The following is a 17,344-nucleotide window of genomic DNA, read 5'->3' on the forward strand; positions in this document are numbered from 1 at the left end:
TTTTTTTAGTCGACGCATCTTGGCCACGGTGTCGTCGAGGTCCTGAATCACGATGCCCTCGGTGATCTCAAGTTTCAGCAGGCTAAAGGGCAGCTTATGCCGTTTGAGGCTGCGCGCCACGCGCTCTACAAAGTCATTTTGGCGAAACTGTCGGGGGCTGATATTCACACACAAGCTGAAGTTCAGCGGGTCCACCAAACCTTCACCAATCAACTGCGCAAAAGCGCCACACGCTTCATCGAGAATCCAGGTGCCGACTTCCAGGATCAGGCCGCTGTCCTCCAGCACCTTGATAAACTTGGCCGGTGACTGCGCGCCCAGTTGCGGGTGCTGCCAGCGCACCAAGGCTTCGGCACCGACGATGCGGTTGCCACGCGCATCCACTTGGGGTTGGTAATGCACGCTGAACTCGCCGCGGCCAAGTGCCAGGCGCAGGTCGGTCTCCATGCGCAGGCGCTCGCTGGCGGTTTTTTGCATGCTGTTGTGGAACATCTGCGTGGTGTTGCGCCCTGAGTCCTTGGCCCGATACAGGGCAATGTCGGCGCGCTTGAGCAGGTCAGCCGGTGTGGAGCCGTGATCGGGAATCAGCGCCACGCCAATACTCGGTGTGACGTGCAAGCGGTGACCATCAAGGAACATTGGTTCCGAAAGCAGCCGGCGCAGCGTGTCCGCCAGTTCCTGCACATGGGCGCTGACGTGCGTGCGGGTACCTTGCAGGCCGCTGAGCAGTACCACAAATTCATCACCGCCCAGGCGCGCCACCGTGTCTTCCATGCGCACGCTGGCTTCCAGGCGCGCGGTGACGATTTTCAGCACGGTGTCGCCCACCGGGTGGCCGAGCGAATCGTTGATGTGCTTGAAGTGGTCGAGGTCGAGGAACAGCAACGCGCCGCGCAAGTCATGGCGCTTGAGCAGGGCGATCTGCTGGCTCAGGCGGTCCATCAGCAACGCGCGATTGGGCAGGTTGGTCAGCGGGTCGTGATAAGCCAAGTGGCGAATCTGCGCCTGAGCGTTTTTCAGCAGGCTCACGTCCCGCGCGGTCATCAGCAGGCACCGCGTTTCATTCAAGGTGATCGGTTCGACTGAAACTTCCACGGCCAGAACCTCTCCGCGCGTGTTGTGCCAGAGCATTTCCCGATGCTGAATGCGGCCCTTGATCTGCAGTTCGGACAACAGCGCGGCGCGCTGGTTTTCATCGGCCCAGATACCGATCTGGTAAAGCGTCAGGCCAATCGCTTCTTCGGCGCGATAGCCGGTCAGGCGGCAGAACCCGTCGTTGACCTCCACGTAGCGGCCAGTGTCGCGCTCGGTGATGGAAATGGCGTCGGGGCTGGTCTGGAACACACTGGCAAATTTTTCTTCCGAGGCGCTGAGCCGCTGCTCGCGCTTGATCTGGTCGGTGATGCCCAGCAGGGTGCCGGCCACGCGCTGCGGTGCGCCGTGTTCATCCCGGTACAGGCGCGCGCGGCTGTCTTTGAGGGCGTGCTTGCGCTCGCGCTGATAAGTGGTTTCGCGGATCACACCCATCATGCGCGGGCGGCCGGCCTTGTCCGGCGCCAGGCTGCCACTGATCTCCAGCCAGTGATGCGTGCCGTCCGGCCAGAGGATGTGATGGTGCATGGTCTGCTCGACCGGTTCGCCCGCCACCATCGCATGAAACGCGCGCACCACCCGGTCGCGGTCCGACGGCGCCAACAGGTCCATGTAGTTGAGGTCGGTGGGTAAAGGCAGGTGCGGATCGAAGCCGAACAGCGCCTGTGTGCCCCGTGACCAACTGACGCGGCCTGTGTCGATTTCCCAATACCAGGCGCCCAGTCGGGCAGCATCAAGGGCTGCCAGCAACTGCGGGGCGCTGTCCCAACTGTGTTCCGCGCCCTGGGGGTCAAGGGCATAAATGCGGGGCAACGGTGGCGCGGAATCGACGGGGTTGCGCATTATCAACGGGCCTTCGCTCAATGGGCGTTCGGCGGGGGTGTATTCAGACCTTTAGGCCGCACAGCTTCACGCCGGTACCCCTGGCAGATCGACCTGTGCATCCAATAGGCTCATGAAGGCCCGCGCAGCATTCGATAGCGTCCTTTCGGTGTGCACTATATAGCCTAGCTGGCGACTGAGCTGTATGCCTGGCAAAGCGATGGTTGCCACGTGTTCATCCAGCATGGTGCGCGGCAATACGCTCCAGGCCAGGCCGATGGAAACCATCATCTTGATGGTTTCCAAATAGTTGGTGCTCATCGCGATGTTCGGCGTCAGGCCTTGGGCTTCGAACAACCGGCTGACAATATGGTGGGTAAACGTGTTGCCGCCGGGAAAAACCGCCGGGTGCCTGGCAACGTCCGCAAGCTTCACCGCCCCGTTGCTGGTCAAGCTGTGCTCCGGCGCCACCACAAAATCCAGCGGGTCATCCCACACCGGCGTCGCGCGTACAAGGTTGTGCGGAGTGGGGGCCAGCGTGATCACCGCCACTTCGGCGCGGCCATGCAGGATTTCTTCGTAGGCCACCTCCGAATCGAGGAACTGAATGTCCAGCGCCACGTTAGGGTATTCCCGGGTAAAGGTGCGCAGGATCGGCGGCAAGCGGTGCAGGCCAATATGGTGGCTGGTGGCCAGGGTCAGCCGACCGCTGACTTCACCCGTGAGGTTGGTCAGGGCGCGGCGGGTGTCTTCCAGTACGTTCAGAATCTGATAGGCGCGCGGCAGCAGCGCGCGCCCGGCCTCGGTCAAGCCGACTTCGCGGCCCAGTCGATCAAACAGGCGCACCTTGAGTTGCTGCTCCAGGCCGGCAATCCGTTTGCTGATTGCCGGCTGTGTCAGATACAGCCGTTCACCGGCGCCGGAGAAACTACCGGTCTCGGCGATGGCGATAAAGGCGTTGAGGTTGGCCAAGTCCATTGTGGTATTCCAGTTGGTAATCCAAAGCATAAAAAATATGAATTTGAGTTATTTAATGTAGCGCCATACCATCGGCCTCACAAGCCAAAGGGTTATTGAGCCGCTCAAGGCCCGGGGCATAGAAACACCGATGATGAGGACCAACCGATGGCCGGCAAAACGCTGTACGACAAGCTTTGGGATTCGCATGAAGTGAAACGGCGCGACGATGGTTCGTCGCTGATCTATATCGACCGTCACATCATCCATGAAGTGACCTCGCCTCAAGCGTTTGAAGGCCTACGGCTGGCCGGGCGCAAGCCATGGCGTGTCGACTCGATCATCGCCACCCCGGACCACAACGTACCGACCACCCCGGAGCGCAAGGGCGGCATCGAAGCGATTGTCGACACCGTGTCGCGTTTGCAGGTGCAAACCCTTGATGACTATTGCGACGAATACGGCATCACCGAATTCAAGATGAATGACGTACGCCAGGGCATCGTCCACGTGATCGGCCCGGAGCAGGGCGCCACCTTGCCCGGCATGACCGTGGTCTGCGGCGACTCCCACACCTCGACCCACGGCGCGTTCGGCGCATTGGCGCACGGTATTGGCACCTCCGAGGTGGAACATGTGTTCGCCACGCAGTGCCTGGTCGCCAAGAAAATGAAGAACATGTTGGTGCGCGTCGAAGGCACCTTGCCGTTCGGCGTAACCGCCAAAGACATCGTGCTCGCGGTCATCGGCAAGATCGGCACGGCCGGCGGTAATGGCCATGCCATCGAGTTCGCTGGCAGCGCTATTCGCGACTTGTCCATCGAAGGCCGCATGACTATCTGCAACATGTCCATCGAAGCCGGTGCCCGTGTCGGCATGGTGGCGGCGGACGAAAAAACCGTTGAGTACGTCAAGGGCCGCCCGTTTGCACCGGCAGGCGCAGACTGGGACGCAGCGGTTGAAGCCTGGAAAGACCTGGTGTCCGACGCCGATGCGGTGTTCGACACCGTGGTTGAGCTCGACGCTACCCAGATCAAGCCACAAGTCAGCTGGGGCACCTCCCCGGAGATGGTCGTGGCGGTTGACCAGAACGTACCGGACCCGGCCAAGGAAGCCGACCTGGTCAAGCGCGGTTCCATCGAACGTGCCTTGAAATACATGGGTTTGAAAGCCAACCAGGCGATCACCGATATTCAGTTGGACCGTGTGTTCATCGGGTCCTGCACCAACTCGCGCATCGAAGACCTGCGTGCCGCCGCGGCGATCGCCAAGGGCCGCAAAGTCGCCTCGACCATCAAGCAAGCCATCGTGGTGCCAGGCTCGGGCCTGGTTAAAGCGCAGGCCGAAGCGGAAGGCCTGGACAAGATTTTCCTCGAAGCCGGTTTTGAATGGCGTGAGCCGGGTTGCTCCATGTGCCTTGCGATGAACCCGGACCGTTTGGAGTCGGGCGAGCATTGCGCGTCCACCTCCAACCGTAACTTCGAAGGGCGCCAGGGCAACGGCGGGCGTACCCACTTGGTCAGCCCGGCGATGGCCGCTGCGGCGGCCGTCAACGGTCGTTTCATCGACGTTCGCGAATTGATCTGAGGAAACCCCGATGAGAGCTTTTACCCAACACACCGGTTTGGTTGCGCCGTTGGACCGTGCCAACGTGGACACCGACCAGATCATCCCCAAGCAATTTTTGAAGTCGATCAAGCGCACCGGTTTCGGCCCTAACCTGTTCGACGAGTGGCGCTACCTGGACGTGGGCTACGCCTACCAGGACAACTCCAAGCGCCCGTTGAACAAGGATTTTGTGCTTAACGCCGAGCGCTACCAGGGCGCCAGCGTGTTACTCGCCCGCGAGAACTTCGGCTGCGGCTCCAGCCGTGAGCACGCGCCGTGGGCGCTGGAAGAATATGGCTTTCGCAGCATCATCGCGCCGAGCTACGCCGACATTTTCTTCAACAACAGCTTCAAAAACGGCTTGCTGCCGATCATCTTGAGCGACGCAGAAGTGGATGAACTGTTCCAGCAAGTCGAGGCGGAGGTGGGCTACCAACTGACCGTCGACCTGGTGGCGCAGACCGTGACCCGCCCGGACGGCAAGGTTTACCACTTTGAAGTCGACGCGTTCCGCAAGCACTGCCTGGTCAACGGCCTGGATGACATCGGCCTGACCCTGCAGGACGGCGACGCGATTGCGGCGTTTGAAGCCAAACACCGGGCGAGTCAGCCCTGGTTGTTTCGCGATGCCTGATTTTATGTAGGCAGGACCGCCGCCATCGGGAGCAAGCCCCCTCCCACATTCGACCGAGTTTCTTCAGTTGAAATCGGATCAATTGTGGGAGGGGCGGTGCGACGATTCGACTTGCTCGCGAAGGGGCCAGCAGCAGCAACACAAAAACCAGGGATATCACCATGACCAACACCGCCCACACCCAAGTCGTGCAAAAACAATTCGGCGAGCAAGCCTCGGCCTACCTGAGCAGTGCCGTGCACGCTCAAGGCACCGAATTCGCGCTGCTCCAGGCCGAACTGGCCGGGCAGGGCGCTGCACGGCTGCTGGATTTGGGCTGCGGGGCTGGCCATGTGAGTTTCAACGTGGCCCCACTGGTTAAAGAAGTCGTCGCCTACGACCTGTCCCAGCCGATGCTCGATGTGGTAGCCGCTGCTGCCGTAGACCGTGGCCTGAGCAACATCCGCACGGTGCACGGCGCCGCCGAGCGTTTGCCGTTCGCTGCGGGCGAGTTCGACTTCGTATTCAGCCGCTATTCGGCGCACCACTGGAGTGACCTCGGCCTAGCCCTGCGCGAAGTGCGCCGGGTGCTCAAACCGGGCGGCGTGGCGGCCTTCGTTGACGTCTTGTCACCGGGCAGCCCGCTGTTGGACACTTACCTGCAAACCGTCGAAGTGTTGCGCGACACCAGCCACGTGCGCGATTACTCCGCCGGCGAATGGATGCGTCAACTCAGCGAAGCCGGTTTGCACGTACGTAACAGCAGTCGCCAGCGCCTGCGTTTGGAATACACCTCGTGGGTTGAACGCATGCGCACGCCAGAGGTGTTGCGCGCCGCGATCCTGGCGCTGCAACAGTCGATGGGCCAGGAGGTCCGTGATTATTTCGAGATTCAAGCCGACGGCACCTTCAGCACTGACGTGCTGGTGGTCTGGGCGGATTAATTTTTCCCGGCCTGCCCATGGGCGGGTCGCTTGATGAAATGAGGAACGCATGAGCAAGCAGATTCTGATTCTCCCTGGCGACGGTATTGGCCCGGAAATCATGGCCGAAGCGGTCAAAGTCCTGGAATTGGCCAACACCAAGTACAGCTTGGGCTTCGAACTGAGCCACGACGTGATCGGCGGCGCCGCTATCGACAAGCACGGCGTGCCGCTGGCCGACGAAACGCTGGAGCGTGCACGCGCGGCTGACGCGGTGTTGCTGGGCGCCGTGGGAGGCCCGAAATGGGACAAGATCGAACGCGACATTCGCCCGGAACGCGGCCTGTTGAAAATCCGCGCGCAGTTGGGCCTGTTCGGCAACCTGCGCCCGGCGATCCTCTACCCGCAACTGGCCGACGCTTCAAGCTTGAAGCCGGAAGTGGTGGCGGGCCTGGATATTCTGATTGTGCGTGAGCTGACCGGCGGTATCTATTTCGGCTCGCCGCGCGGCGTGCGTGAACTCGAAAACGGCGAGCGCCAAGCCTACGACACCCTGCCGTACAGCGAGAGCGAGATCCGGCGTATCGCGCGTGTCGGTTTCGACATGGCCCGCGTGCGCAGCAAAAAGGTCTGCTCGGTGGATAAAGCCAACGTGTTGGCCTCCAGCCAACTGTGGCGCGAAATCGTCGAAGAAGTCGCCAAGGACTACCCAGACGTCGAACTGAGCCACATGTACGTCGACAACGCCGCCATGCAACTGGTGCGCGCGCCCAAGCAGTTCGACGTGATCGTCACCGACAACCTGTTCGGCGACATTCTGTCCGACCAGGCCTCAATGCTCACCGGTTCTATCGGCATGCTGCCATCGGCGTCGCTGGACACCCATAACAAGGGCATGTACGAGCCGTGCCACGGTTCGGCGCCAGACATCGCGGGCCAGGGCATTGCCAACCCGTTGGCGACTATTTTGTCGGTCTCGATGATGCTGCGTTACAGCTTCAACCTGAGTGACGCAGCGGACGCCATCGAGAAGGCCGTGAGCCTGGTTTTGGACCAGGGCCTGCGCACCGGTGACATTTGGTCACAAGGTTGCACCCAAGTCGGTACGCAAGAAATGGGCGACGCAGTAGTCGCCGCCCTGCGGAATCTGTAATCTCTCGGGCCCGCTTGCAGTTGTTGCTGCAAGGCGGCCCACTTTTTAACAAGGTGTAGTTGCGATGAAACGTGTAGGTCTGATCGGTTGGCGCGGTATGGTCGGTTCCGTGCTCATGCAGCGGATGCTGGAAGAGCAGGATTTCGATCTTATTGAGCCGGTGTTTTTCACCACTTCGAACGTGGGTGGCCAAGGGCCGTCCGTGGGCAAGGATATTGCCCCGCTCAAGGACGCCTACAGCATTGAAGAGCTGAAAACCCTCGATGTGATTTTGACCTGCCAGGGTGGCGACTACACCAGCGAAGTCTTCCCTAAACTGCGCGAAGCCGGCTGGCAGGGTTACTGGATCGACGCCGCCTCAAGCCTGCGCATGCAGGACGACGCGGTCATCATTCTCGACCCGGTTAACCGCAAGGTCATCGACCAGCAGTTGGACGCCGGCACCAAGAACTACGTGGGTGGCAACTGCACCGTTAGCCTGATGCTGATGGGCCTGGGTGGCTTGTTCGAAGCTGGCCTGGTCGAGTGGATGAGCGCCATGACTTATCAAGCGGCCTCCGGCGCCGGCGCGCAGAACATGCGCGAGCTGATCAAGCAAATGGGCGCAACCCACGCCGCTGTTGCCGATCAACTGGCTGACCCGGCCAGTGCGATTCTCGACATCGACCGCCGCGTGGCCGAAGCCATGCGCAGTGATGCTTACCCGACCGAGAACTTCGGTGTGCCATTGGCAGGTAGCTTGATCCCCTGGATCGACAAGGAACTGCCTAACGGGCAGAGCCGTGAAGAGTGGAAGGCTCAGGCTGAGACCAACAAGATTCTGGGGCGCTTCAAGAACCCGATCCCGGTAGATGGCATCTGTGTGCGCATCGGCGCAATGCGTTGCCACAGCCAGGCGCTGACCATCAAGCTGAACAAAGATGTGCCGATCGCGGATATTGAAGGGCTGATCAGCCAACACAACCCGTGGGTCAAGCTGGTGCCGAACAACCGTGATATCAGCATGCAGGAGCTGAGCCCTACCAAGGTGACGGGCACCCTGAATGTGCCGGTTGGGCGCCTGCGCAAGCTGAACATGGGCACGCAGTATCTGGGCGCGTTCACCGTAGGCGACCAACTGCTGTGGGGCGCGGCCGAACCGCTGCGTCGCATGCTGCGGATTTTGCTGGAGCGCTGATCGCTGCTGGTAATCAAGAACCCGCGCTCTGGTGACAGGCGCGGGTTTTTTGTTGCTCTTTAGGGCCTCATCGGGAGCAAGCCCCCTCCCACATTTGGATATGTGAGCACATTTCAACTGTGGGAGGGGGCTTGCTCCCGATGAGGCCATCAGCCCATCCAAAAAGCCAGGTTAATTGCCTCACCCCCAGCCACCCGGTAAAGTGCCGCTCCCCCCGCAATGCCCGAGGCAGCCAGCATGACCCAGACCTTTGATATCGCAGTGATCGGCGCCACCGGCACGGTTGGCGAAACCCTGGTGCAGATCCTCGAAGAGCTGGCATTCCCGGTAGGCACGCTGTATCTGCTGGCGGGCAACAACTCTGCCGGCGCCTCAGTGCCGTTTCGCGGCAAAAACGTACGTGTTAAAGAAGTCGATGAATTTGACTTCAGCAAAGTGCAACTCGCGTTCTTCGCGGCCGGCCCGGCAGTGACCCTCAGTTTCGCTCCGCGCGCCACCGCCGCAGGCTGCTCGGTGATCGACCTTTCCGGTGCCTTACCGCCCGAGCAGGCGCCCCAAGTGGTGCCGGAAGCCAACGCGCATATTCTCAACGGCCTGAAAAAGCCCTTCCAGCTCGGCAGCCCAAGCCCGTCCGCGACCAACCTGGCGGTAGTCCTGGCACCGCTGCGCGGTTTGCTGGATATTCAGCGCGTCAGCGTCACCGCTAACCTGGCTGTATCGGCGCAAGGCCGTGAGGCCGTCAGTGAACTGGCCCGCCAGACCGCCGAGCTGCTGAATGTACGCCCACTGGAGCCCACGTTTTTTGATCGGCAGATGGCTTTCAACCTGCTGGCACAAGTCGGCACGCCGGACGCCCAAGGTCATACAGCCCTGGAGAAGCGTCTCGTACACGAACTGCGTGCAGTGCTGGACACTCCTTTGCTGAAGATTTCCGCAACCTGCGTTCAAGCGCCGGTGTTTTTTGGCGATAGCCTGACCGTGTCATTGCAGTTGGGCGCGGCGGTCGACCTTGCCGCCGTCAACCGCGCACTCGACACTGCGCCGGGAATCGAGCGGGTGGAGGAGGGCGACTACCCCACCGCCGTGGGTGATGCGGTTGGCCAGGATGTGGTCTATGTCGGCAGAGTGCGTGCGGGTGTGGACGACCCGGCGGAACTAAATCTATGGCTGACGTCAGATAACGTACGCAAAGGCGCGGCGCTGAATGCCGTGCAATTGGCGCAGTTGTTGATAAAAGGCCTTGCGTAAAAGATACTTGGGTGCAATTTGTAGATTGATTCTAGCCAAGCGCTATGCTTGGCCCTAAGCGGAACAGAAGCGCGTCGGTAACCTATCGGCTCGCCATGCCTTATGGCAGCGGTTACCAACCTTCTCGCAGGCCGGGGAGTGTTCACACAAAGGATGAGGCTATGGTTCAAGTTCGCAAACTGGTGTTAGCAATAGCGGCCGCCTCGGCGCTGACCTCCGGTATGGCGCAGGCGCTGCAACTTGGGGAGATGACCCTCAAGTCGAAGTTGAACCAGCCACTGTCGGTGGAAATTGAATTGCTCGATGTCGGTGGCCTCACGGCTTCCGAAATCACCCCGAGCCTGGCATCCGAACAAGCGTTCGTGAATGCAGGCGTGGATCGCCAAGCGTTTCTCAACGACCTGACGTTCACCCCGGTGGTCAACCCCAACGGCCGCAGCGTGGTGCGCGTCACCTCCAGCAAGCCGTTGCCGGATTCCTACGTACGCTTCCTGCTGCAAGTGCAATGGCCCAGTGGCCGTCTGATGCGCGACTACAGTGTGCTGCTCGACCCGGCCAAGTTCGAACAGACGGCGCCGACTGCCAGCGCGCCCGCCCCACGCTTGAGTGCGCCGGGCAGTACCGCACGGACTGCTACTGTACCGGCCAATACCGCACCGAACATCAGCAAATCCGCCCGCCACACCACGACTTCTCGCGACACTTTGTGGGAAATTGCCGCGAAGAACCGTAATGGCGCCTCGGTCCAGCAAACCATGCTGGCCATCCAGGCGCTGAACCCGGACGCCTTTATCGACGGCAATATCAACCGCCTGAAAACCGGCCAGGTCCTGCGTCTGCCGGATCGCGTGCAAGCGAGCAGCCTGCCACAGCCCGAAGCGATTGCCGAAGTGAGCAAGCAAAACGCGGCCTGGCGCGAAGGTCGTCGTACCGCCAGCAATCAAGCGCTGGGCAAGCAGCAACTGGACGCCACCCGGCGTACCGAGGCGGGCAACGCGCCGTCGAGCACCACTGCCAAGGACAATTTAAGCCTGGTTTCGGCCGAAGCCGCCAAAAAAGGCGCGCAGGGAGCGGCCGGTGACGGCCGCGCGTTGAGCGACAAGCTGGCGATGACCCAGGAAGAGCTGGACACCACGCGCCGTGATAACGCTGAGCTGAAGAGCCGTGCGGCTGACTTGCAAAGCCAACTTGATAAGTTGCAAAAGCTGATCCAACTAAAAAACGATCAGTTGGCCAGGTTGCAGGCTGACCCGGCGGCGCAGGCGACTGCGGCGATGCCTGCTCAATTGGCCGCTGAGCCTGCGGCCACTCCCGCGGACCCGGATGCGGCGCTCGACGATGCTGCTGCTGCCCAGGATGCTGCGTCGACAGCCGCAGCGCCTGAACCCGCCCCGGCACCCGAGGCCGTCAAGCCGGCTGCCGAACCTGCCAGCACCGAAGGCAAATTCAATGAGCTGCTGACCAACCCGATCGTGCTCGGCGTGATCGGCGGTGCGGCGGGTTTACTGGTGTTGTTGCTCCTGCTGTTGTGGGCGCGTCATCGTAATGCCCGTCTCGAAGAAGAAAAACACCTGCGTATGGCGCGTGCACTGGCCGAAGAGTCGGCGTTCACTTCGAGTGTCGATCACGACCTGCCACCTGACAGCTTCGAAGGCTTGGAGGTTGCGCCACCGAGCGTCAAGTTGGCGGCTGCCGCGCCGGCTCCGGCGCCGGTGGTTGACCCGGTCGTGGTGCCGACGGTGGCTTCCGTGCTCGCGCCGTTGGCCGTTGCGGTAGCCCCGGCAAACTCCAACGATGCGCTGGCGCAGGCTCAATCGCATATCGACCGTGGCCACTTGAACCAGGCCGCTGATATGTTGGAGCAAGCGATCAAGCGCGAACCCAAGCGCAGCGACCTGCGCTTGAAGTTGATGGAAGTGTATGGCCTGCAAAGCGACAAGGACGGCTTTGTCACTCAAGAGCGTCAACTGGTGGCCAATGGTGAAAACCATGCCCAGGTCGAGCAGCTCAAGAACCGCTTCCCCGCCATGGCTGTGGTAGCGGCGGGTGTTAGCGCCGCAGTCGCCGCCGCGGCGCTGGACGCTCAATACGTGAAGAACTTGCTTGAAGACAAGCCCGCGCCACCCGCCGCGGAGCCTGACGCATTCGACACTGATTTCGACCTGAGCCTGGACGATTTGGAAGCGGCCTCGCCTGCAGTGGTTCGCCCGGAAGACGCGCCGAGCTTTGAGTCGCTGCTCAAAAGCCAGACTGAAGCCAAGGCCGCCCCGGATGATCTGTCCGACTTTGACCTTGACCTGCAACTGGAGTCGCCGGCTTCCGCACCGACAAACGATGACTTTCTGTCGGGCCTTGAAGACCAGATGAAGGACGTGCCGGCGGTTGAGCCTCCGACCCTGACGCCTGCCGCGCTCGACGATTTTGACCTGCCGGAAGACTTTGACCTGTCGCTGGCCGATGAGCCGGCCGCTGCGGCCAAACCCGATGCCTTTGCTTCAGAGCTTGATGATGTCAACGCCGAGCTGGATCGCTTGTCGCAGAGCCTGGAGCATCCGCGTATCGAACCTACGTTCACTGCTGACGATGCGGCGTTGGGCGATGATGAGCCGGAATTCGACTTCCTTTCCGGCACCGATGAAGTTGCCACCAAGCTCGACCTGGCCCAGGCCTATATCGACATGGGGGATGCGGACGGTGCACGCGACATCCTGTCCGAAGTGCTGACCGAAGGTGATGAAACCCAGCGCGGCGAAGCCAAGGAAATGCTCGGTAAAATTTAAACCGCGGCGCAAATCCAGTGTGGCAGCGGGCTTGCTCGCGATGCGTAAGGTCAGTCGAGGCCTAACTTGACTGGCACTGCGCCATCGCGAGCAAGCCCGCTTGCACATTAGCGCTTCATATGACCTGCAACAAAAGCGCCGCTCTTACCGCCATCGCCTTATAATGGCCGCCTTTGCGCAACTCATCAGGCTCTCAGTTCTTGGCAAATATAGATAACGCGGCCGCCGAAATGGCGGCCGCAGGCTTTAACCGCATCGCCTTGGGCGTCGAATATAAAGGCTCGCGTTATTGCGGGTGGCAGCGCCAGGCTTCAGGCGTGCTGACGGTTCAGGAAACCCTGGAAAAGGCCTTGTCGAAGGTCGCCGACTCGCCCGTCTCGCTGATGTGCGCCGGGCGTACCGACGCCGGTGTGCACGCCTGTGGCCAGGTGGTGCACTTTGACACTCAGGCCGAACGCAGCATGAAAGCGTGGGTAATGGGCGCCAATATCAATTTGCCGCATGACGTCAGCGTCAGTTGGGCCAAGGTCATGCCCGCGCATTTTCATGCGCGCTTCAAAGCCATCGCGCGGCGTTACCGCTACGTGATCTATAACGATCAGATCCGCCCGGCGCACCTCAATCAGGAAATCACCTGGAACCATCGCCCGCTGGACGCCGAGCGCATGGCCGAGGCCGCGCAGCATTTGGTCGGTGTGCATGACTTCAGCGCCTTCCGTGCCGGCCAGTGCCAGGCCAAGTCGCCGATCAAGCAAGTGCATCACCTGCGCGTGTCGCGCCACGGCAAGATGATCGTGCTGGATATTCGTGCCGGTTCCTTCCTGCACCATATGGTGCGCAACATCGCCGGCGTGCTGATGACCATCGGCACCGGCGAGCGCCCGGTGGAATGGGCCAGGGAAGTACTCGAAAGTCGCGTGCGCCGCACGGGCGGGGTCACGGCACATCCCTTCGGCCTGTACCTGGTGAATGTGGAGTACCACGACGAGTTCCAATTGCCGGATCGTTTCATCGGGCCACACTTCCTCACAGGTTTCAGCGAACTTGGCGGCTGACGCCCGGAAAAGCTTTTGTTACCATCCGGGACTTTCCCGGCTTAATCCCTGAGGTTTCTACGACATGTCCGCCGTTCGCAGCAAGATTTGCGGGATTACCCGCATAGAAGACGCGCTGGCGGCAGTCGAGGCGGGCGCGGACGCGATTGGTTTGGTGTTTTATGCCAAGAGCCCGCGAGCGGTTAATGTGCTGCAGGCGCGCGCGATTATCGCTGCGCTGCCGCCGTTCGTGACCGCCGTTGGCTTGTTCGTCAACGCCAGCCGCTGCGAACTCAATGAAACCCTGGATGCCGTGCCTCTCGACCTGCTGCAATTTCATGGCGATGAAAGCCCTGAGGAGTGTGAGAGTTACCAGCGCCCGTATATCAAGGCGTTGCGCGTCAAGGCCGGGGATGACATTGCCGCTGCGTGTGCCGCCTATGCCGGTGCTCGCGGGGTGCTGTTGGACGCCTATGTTGAGGGCGTGCCGGGCGGTACCGGCGAGGCCTTCGACTGGACGCTGATTCCCGAGGGCTTGCGCTTGCCGATTATCCTGGCCGGTGGGCTTACCCCGGCCAATGTCGCGGCAGCCATCGAACAGGTGCGGCCGTACGCGGTGGATGTCAGCGGCGGGGTAGAGCAGGGCAAAGGCATCAAGGACCACCAGAAGATTCGCGCGTTCATGCAGGCCGTGCGCAACAGCAGTGGCGCGATGTGACGGCTGGCAGTCTGCCGCCGTCCATAACTACCACTGTGTAAAACAGCACCGGCGCCACCTGTGGGAGGCCCGGAAATGAAGTGGCAACCCTGCGCTGGCAGGTTGTCTGGAAGGCTGAGGATACAGGCAGGAAATGGCCGGTCGAACGTCTGACCCCGTCCAGCCTGTGTCATCGCCACATATGAATTTAGCTCAAGGGCATACGCGGGGCTGTGTTCAAGCCACCGGTACTGGAGAAAGAAAGCATGAGCAACTGGTTAGTAGACAAACTGATCCCTTCGATCATGCGTTCCGAGGTGAAGAAAAGCTCGGTTCCTGAAGGTCTGTGGCACAAGTGCCCATCCTGCGATGCGGTGCTCTACCGCCCAGAGCTGGAAAAGACCCTGGACGTTTGCCCCAAGTGCAACCACCACATGCGTATCGGCGCCCGCGCCCGCATCGACATCTTCCTGGATGCCGATGGCCGTAACGAGCTGGGTGCTGACCTGGAGCCGGTTGACCGTCTCAAGTTCCGCGATGGCAAGAAGTACAAGGACCGCCTGACCGCCGCGCAGAAGCAAACCGGCGAAAAAGACGCGCTGATCTCCGTCAGCGGCAAGCTGCTGGGCATGCCCGTGGTGGTTTCGGCCTTTGAGTTCTCGTTCATGGGCGGCTCCATGGGCGCCATCGTCGGTGAGCGTTTTGTACGTGCCGCCAACTATGCGCTGGAAAACCGTTGCCCGATGATCTGCTTCGCCGCCTCCGGTGGCGCGCGCATGCAGGAAGCGCTGATCTCGCTGATGCAAATGGCCAAGACCTCTGCGGTATTGGCGCGTCTGCGCGAAGAAGGCATTCCGTTCATTTCCGTTCTGACCGACCCGGTCTACGGCGGCGTTTCCGCCAGCCTGGCGATGCTGGGTGACGTGATCGTCGGCGAGCCCAAGGCGTTGATCGGCTTCGCCGGCCCGCGCGTGATCGAGCAAACAGTTCGCGAAAAACTGCCGGAAGGTTTCCAGCGCAGCGAGTTCCTGCTGGAGCACGGCGCAATCGACATGATCATTGCGCGTGGCGAGTTGCGCCCGCGCTTGGGTAGCCTGCTGGCGCAAATGATGGGCCTGCCGACGCCGGTGTACGTCGCGCCTAAAATCGAGCCAATCGTTGTGCCGCCGGTGCCTGCAAACCTATGACCCAGCGAACCCTGGGCGAATGGCTCGCTTACCTTGAGCAGTTGCATCCGTCAGCCATCGACATGGGCCTGGAGCGCTCGCAACAGGTAGCGGCCCGCCTTGGGTTGGGCCAACCGGCGCCGCGCGTGATCACGGTGACCGGCACCAACGGCAAAGGCTCGACCTGTGCCTTTGTCGCGGCGCTGCTGCAAGCCCAAGGGCTGACGGTTGGCGTTTACAGCTCGCCGCACCTGCTGCGTTACAACGAGCGGGTCCAGCTCAATGGCGTCGAAGCCACTGACGAGCAGCTTTGCGAAGCCTTCGCCGCACTTGATGCTGGGCGAGGCGAAATTTCCCTGACTTACTTCGAAATGGGCACCTTGGCGGCTTTTTGGCTGTTCGAGCGCGCGCAATTGGACGTGGTCGTCCTCGAAGTCGGTTTGGGTGGGCGCCTGGACACGGTCAACGTGGTGGATGCTGACCTGGCGCTGATCACCAGCATCGGCATCGATCATGCCGACTATCTGGGCAATACGCGTGAATCCGTCGCGTATGAAAAAGCCGGGATCTTCCGCCAGGGCAACCCTGCGCTGTGTGGTGACCTGGACCCGCCGCAACCGTTGCTCGACAAGGTGCGCGAACTCGATTGTGGGTTTTACCTGCGCGGGCGCGAATTCACGCTCGACATCGGCGACCAGCATTGGCAGTGGCGCGGGCGTGATGCACGCGGCGACGTTGTCGAGCTGCGTGATTTACCGCTGTTGAACTTGCCGATGGAAAACGCCGCCCTCGCCCTGCAAGCCTACCTGCTGTTGGACCTGCCGTGGCATCCCGAGCAGATCGCCGCCACGTTGCTGGCGACTCGTGTGGTGGGCCGCCTGGACCGTCGCGTGTTCGACTGGCAAGGCAAGCGCTTGAACCTGCTGCTGGATGTGGGGCATAACCCGCATGCTGCCGAGTACCTGGCGCAGCGCCTGTCGCGTGCGGCGCCGGTCGGGCGCGCCTTGCGGTATTCGGGCTGCTGGCCGACAAGGACCTGGACGGCGTGGTTGCGCCGCTGCTGGGCAATGTGCAGGCCTGGGCGGTGGCGCCACTGGATACGCCGCGCAGCCGCCCGGCTGCCGAGTTGCACCTGGCCTTGCAGAACCTTGGGGCGTCGGTGGCGTCGTATGCAAGCGTCACTGATGCCCTTGAGGCGCAGTGCGCAGTGGCCACGCCTGACGACGAGATTCTGTTGTTCGGTTCATTTTATTGTGTTGCCGAGGCGCTAGAGTGGCTGACCCGGCGCTCCACGGAGGAAGCTGCACATGGCATTACTTGATAGCGCATACAAGCAGCGAATGGTTGGAGCCCTGGTGTTGGTGGCGCTGGCGGTGATTTTTCTGCCCATGCTGTTTTCCCGGCAGGACGAACAACGCCAAGTGGTGGTAGACGCTCCGGCTGCACCGCAAATGCCGGTGGTGCCCCAGGTTCAAGTGGAACCTGTGGTCGTGCCCGAGCCGCAGGCGCTGCCGCAAGAACCCGTGCCGAGCGAAGATGAAGTGGCTGCGCAAGCAGCCCCTTCGATGCCGGTGCAGCCGAGTGTGCCGGTGGTCAAGCCTGCTCCGGCGCCAGCTGTTGCCGCCAAGCCTGCGGCGCTTGCGCCTGCGCCAGCGCCCAAGCCGGTGGCGCCGCAACCTGCCGCGCCGGGTAAACCGGACGTGGGGCAAAGCCGTATCGACCCCAATGGCCTGCCGATCAGTTGGTCGATCCAGCTTGCCAGTTTGGCCAACCGTGAAAGCGCCGACGCCTTGCAGAAAAAACTGCGCGCCCAAGGCTATAACGCCTATATCCGCAGTGCAGATGGCAAGAATCGTGTGTTTATCGGGCCGCTGATCGAGCGCGCCGAGGCGGATCGCTTGCGGGACTTGCTGGGTCGCCAGCAGAACCTCAACGGTTTTGTGGTGCGCTTCCAGCCTGAGCGCGGCTGATTTCGCCTCGGTCTCAGCGTGGAATGCGGTCAACTGTGGGAGGGGGTTTGCTCCCGATGGCAATGTGTCAGTCAGCCTGTCTATCGCTGACAGGCCGCTATCGG

At 61.5% G+C, this 17,344-nt stretch carries 13 protein-coding genes and 1 pseudogene; 12 read left to right on the forward strand and 2 right to left on the reverse strand.

Annotated elements, in window-relative coordinates; genetic code table 11:
• Positions 1–1,935, reverse strand: a 1,935-nt coding sequence (locus F0169_RS23285; RefSeq protein ID WP_152747735.1) for a putative bifunctional diguanylate cyclase/phosphodiesterase, incomplete at its 3' end; no start/stop codon positions are given.
• Between the two features lie 66 nt (positions 1,936–2,001).
• Positions 2,002–2,892 carry a LysR family transcriptional regulator gene (locus F0169_RS23290; RefSeq protein ID WP_058412152.1) on the reverse strand — a complete coding sequence of 297 codons (891 nt, stop codon included), beginning with the start codon at positions 2,890–2,892 and terminating at the stop codon, positions 2,002–2,004.
• 147 nt (positions 2,893–3,039) lie between these two features.
• On the opposite strand from F0169_RS23290, the gene leuC reads away from it, so the two are divergent.
• The 12 genes and pseudogenes from leuC (at position 3,040) to F0169_RS23350 (ending at position 17,240) form a co-directional block, all read left to right on the forward strand.
• Complete coding sequence (leuC, locus tag F0169_RS23295; protein WP_058412151.1) at positions 3,040–4,458, forward strand: 3-isopropylmalate dehydratase large subunit; 1,419 nt, start codon at positions 3,040–3,042, stop codon at positions 4,456–4,458.
• 10 nt (positions 4,459–4,468) lie between these two features.
• The gene (gene leuD / locus F0169_RS23300) at positions 4,469–5,113 is read left to right on the forward strand and encodes a 3-isopropylmalate dehydratase small subunit (protein ID WP_152747736.1); all 645 of its coding nucleotides are present in this window, start codon (positions 4,469–4,471) and stop codon (positions 5,111–5,113) included.
• A gap of 161 nt (positions 5,114–5,274) precedes the next feature.
• The gene (locus F0169_RS23305) at positions 5,275–6,036 is read left to right on the forward strand and encodes a class I SAM-dependent methyltransferase (RefSeq protein ID WP_058412149.1); all 762 of its coding nucleotides are present in this window, start codon (positions 5,275–5,277) and stop codon (positions 6,034–6,036) included.
• A 49-nt stretch (positions 6,037–6,085) separates the two neighbouring features.
• On the forward strand, positions 6,086–7,168 hold the full coding sequence (leuB, locus tag F0169_RS23310) for a 3-isopropylmalate dehydrogenase (protein ID WP_058412148.1): 1,083 nt from the start codon (positions 6,086–6,088) through the stop codon (positions 7,166–7,168).
• A gap of 64 nt (positions 7,169–7,232) precedes the next feature.
• The gene (asd, locus tag F0169_RS23315; protein WP_058412147.1) at positions 7,233–8,345 is read left to right on the forward strand and encodes an aspartate-semialdehyde dehydrogenase; all 1,113 of its coding nucleotides are present in this window, start codon (positions 7,233–7,235) and stop codon (positions 8,343–8,345) included.
• 237 nt (positions 8,346–8,582) lie between these two features.
• Positions 8,583–9,593, forward strand: a complete 1,011-nt coding sequence (locus tag F0169_RS23320; RefSeq protein WP_152747737.1) for an aspartate-semialdehyde dehydrogenase — start codon at positions 8,583–8,585, stop codon at positions 9,591–9,593.
• 161 nt (positions 9,594–9,754) lie between these two features.
• A complete protein-coding gene (locus F0169_RS23325; protein WP_152747738.1) occupies positions 9,755–12,373 on the forward strand; it encodes a FimV/HubP family polar landmark protein in 2,619 nt (872 codons plus the stop codon).
• A 230-nt stretch (positions 12,374–12,603) separates the two neighbouring features.
• On the forward strand, positions 12,604–13,428 hold the full coding sequence (gene truA, locus F0169_RS23330; RefSeq protein WP_122249887.1) for a tRNA pseudouridine(38-40) synthase TruA: 825 nt from the start codon (positions 12,604–12,606) through the stop codon (positions 13,426–13,428).
• Between the two features lie 64 nt (positions 13,429–13,492).
• On the forward strand, positions 13,493–14,125 hold the full coding sequence (locus tag F0169_RS23335; protein ID WP_152747739.1) for a phosphoribosylanthranilate isomerase: 633 nt from the start codon (positions 13,493–13,495) through the stop codon (positions 14,123–14,125).
• 245 nt (positions 14,126–14,370) lie between these two features.
• Positions 14,371–15,291 carry an acetyl-CoA carboxylase, carboxyltransferase subunit beta gene (gene accD / locus F0169_RS23340; RefSeq protein ID WP_058412142.1) on the forward strand — a complete coding sequence of 307 codons (921 nt, stop codon included), beginning with the start codon at positions 14,371–14,373 and terminating at the stop codon, positions 15,289–15,291.
• A pseudogene (folC, locus tag F0169_RS23345) lies at positions 15,288–16,591 on the forward strand (bifunctional tetrahydrofolate synthase/dihydrofolate synthase). Before accD ends, folC begins: the two are co-directional and overlap by 4 nt.
• Positions 16,578–17,240, forward strand: a complete 663-nt coding sequence (locus F0169_RS23350; protein ID WP_152747740.1) for an SPOR domain-containing protein — start codon at positions 16,578–16,580, stop codon at positions 17,238–17,240. The pseudogene folC and the gene F0169_RS23350 overlap by 14 nt, the downstream one beginning before the upstream one ends.
• The last annotated feature ends 104 nt before the right edge of the window (positions 17,241–17,344 follow it).

It is taken from the genome of Pseudomonas kitaguniensis (assembly GCF_009296165.1).
Classification (GTDB): Bacteria; Pseudomonadota; Gammaproteobacteria; order Pseudomonadales; family Pseudomonadaceae; genus Aquipseudomonas; species Aquipseudomonas kitaguniensis.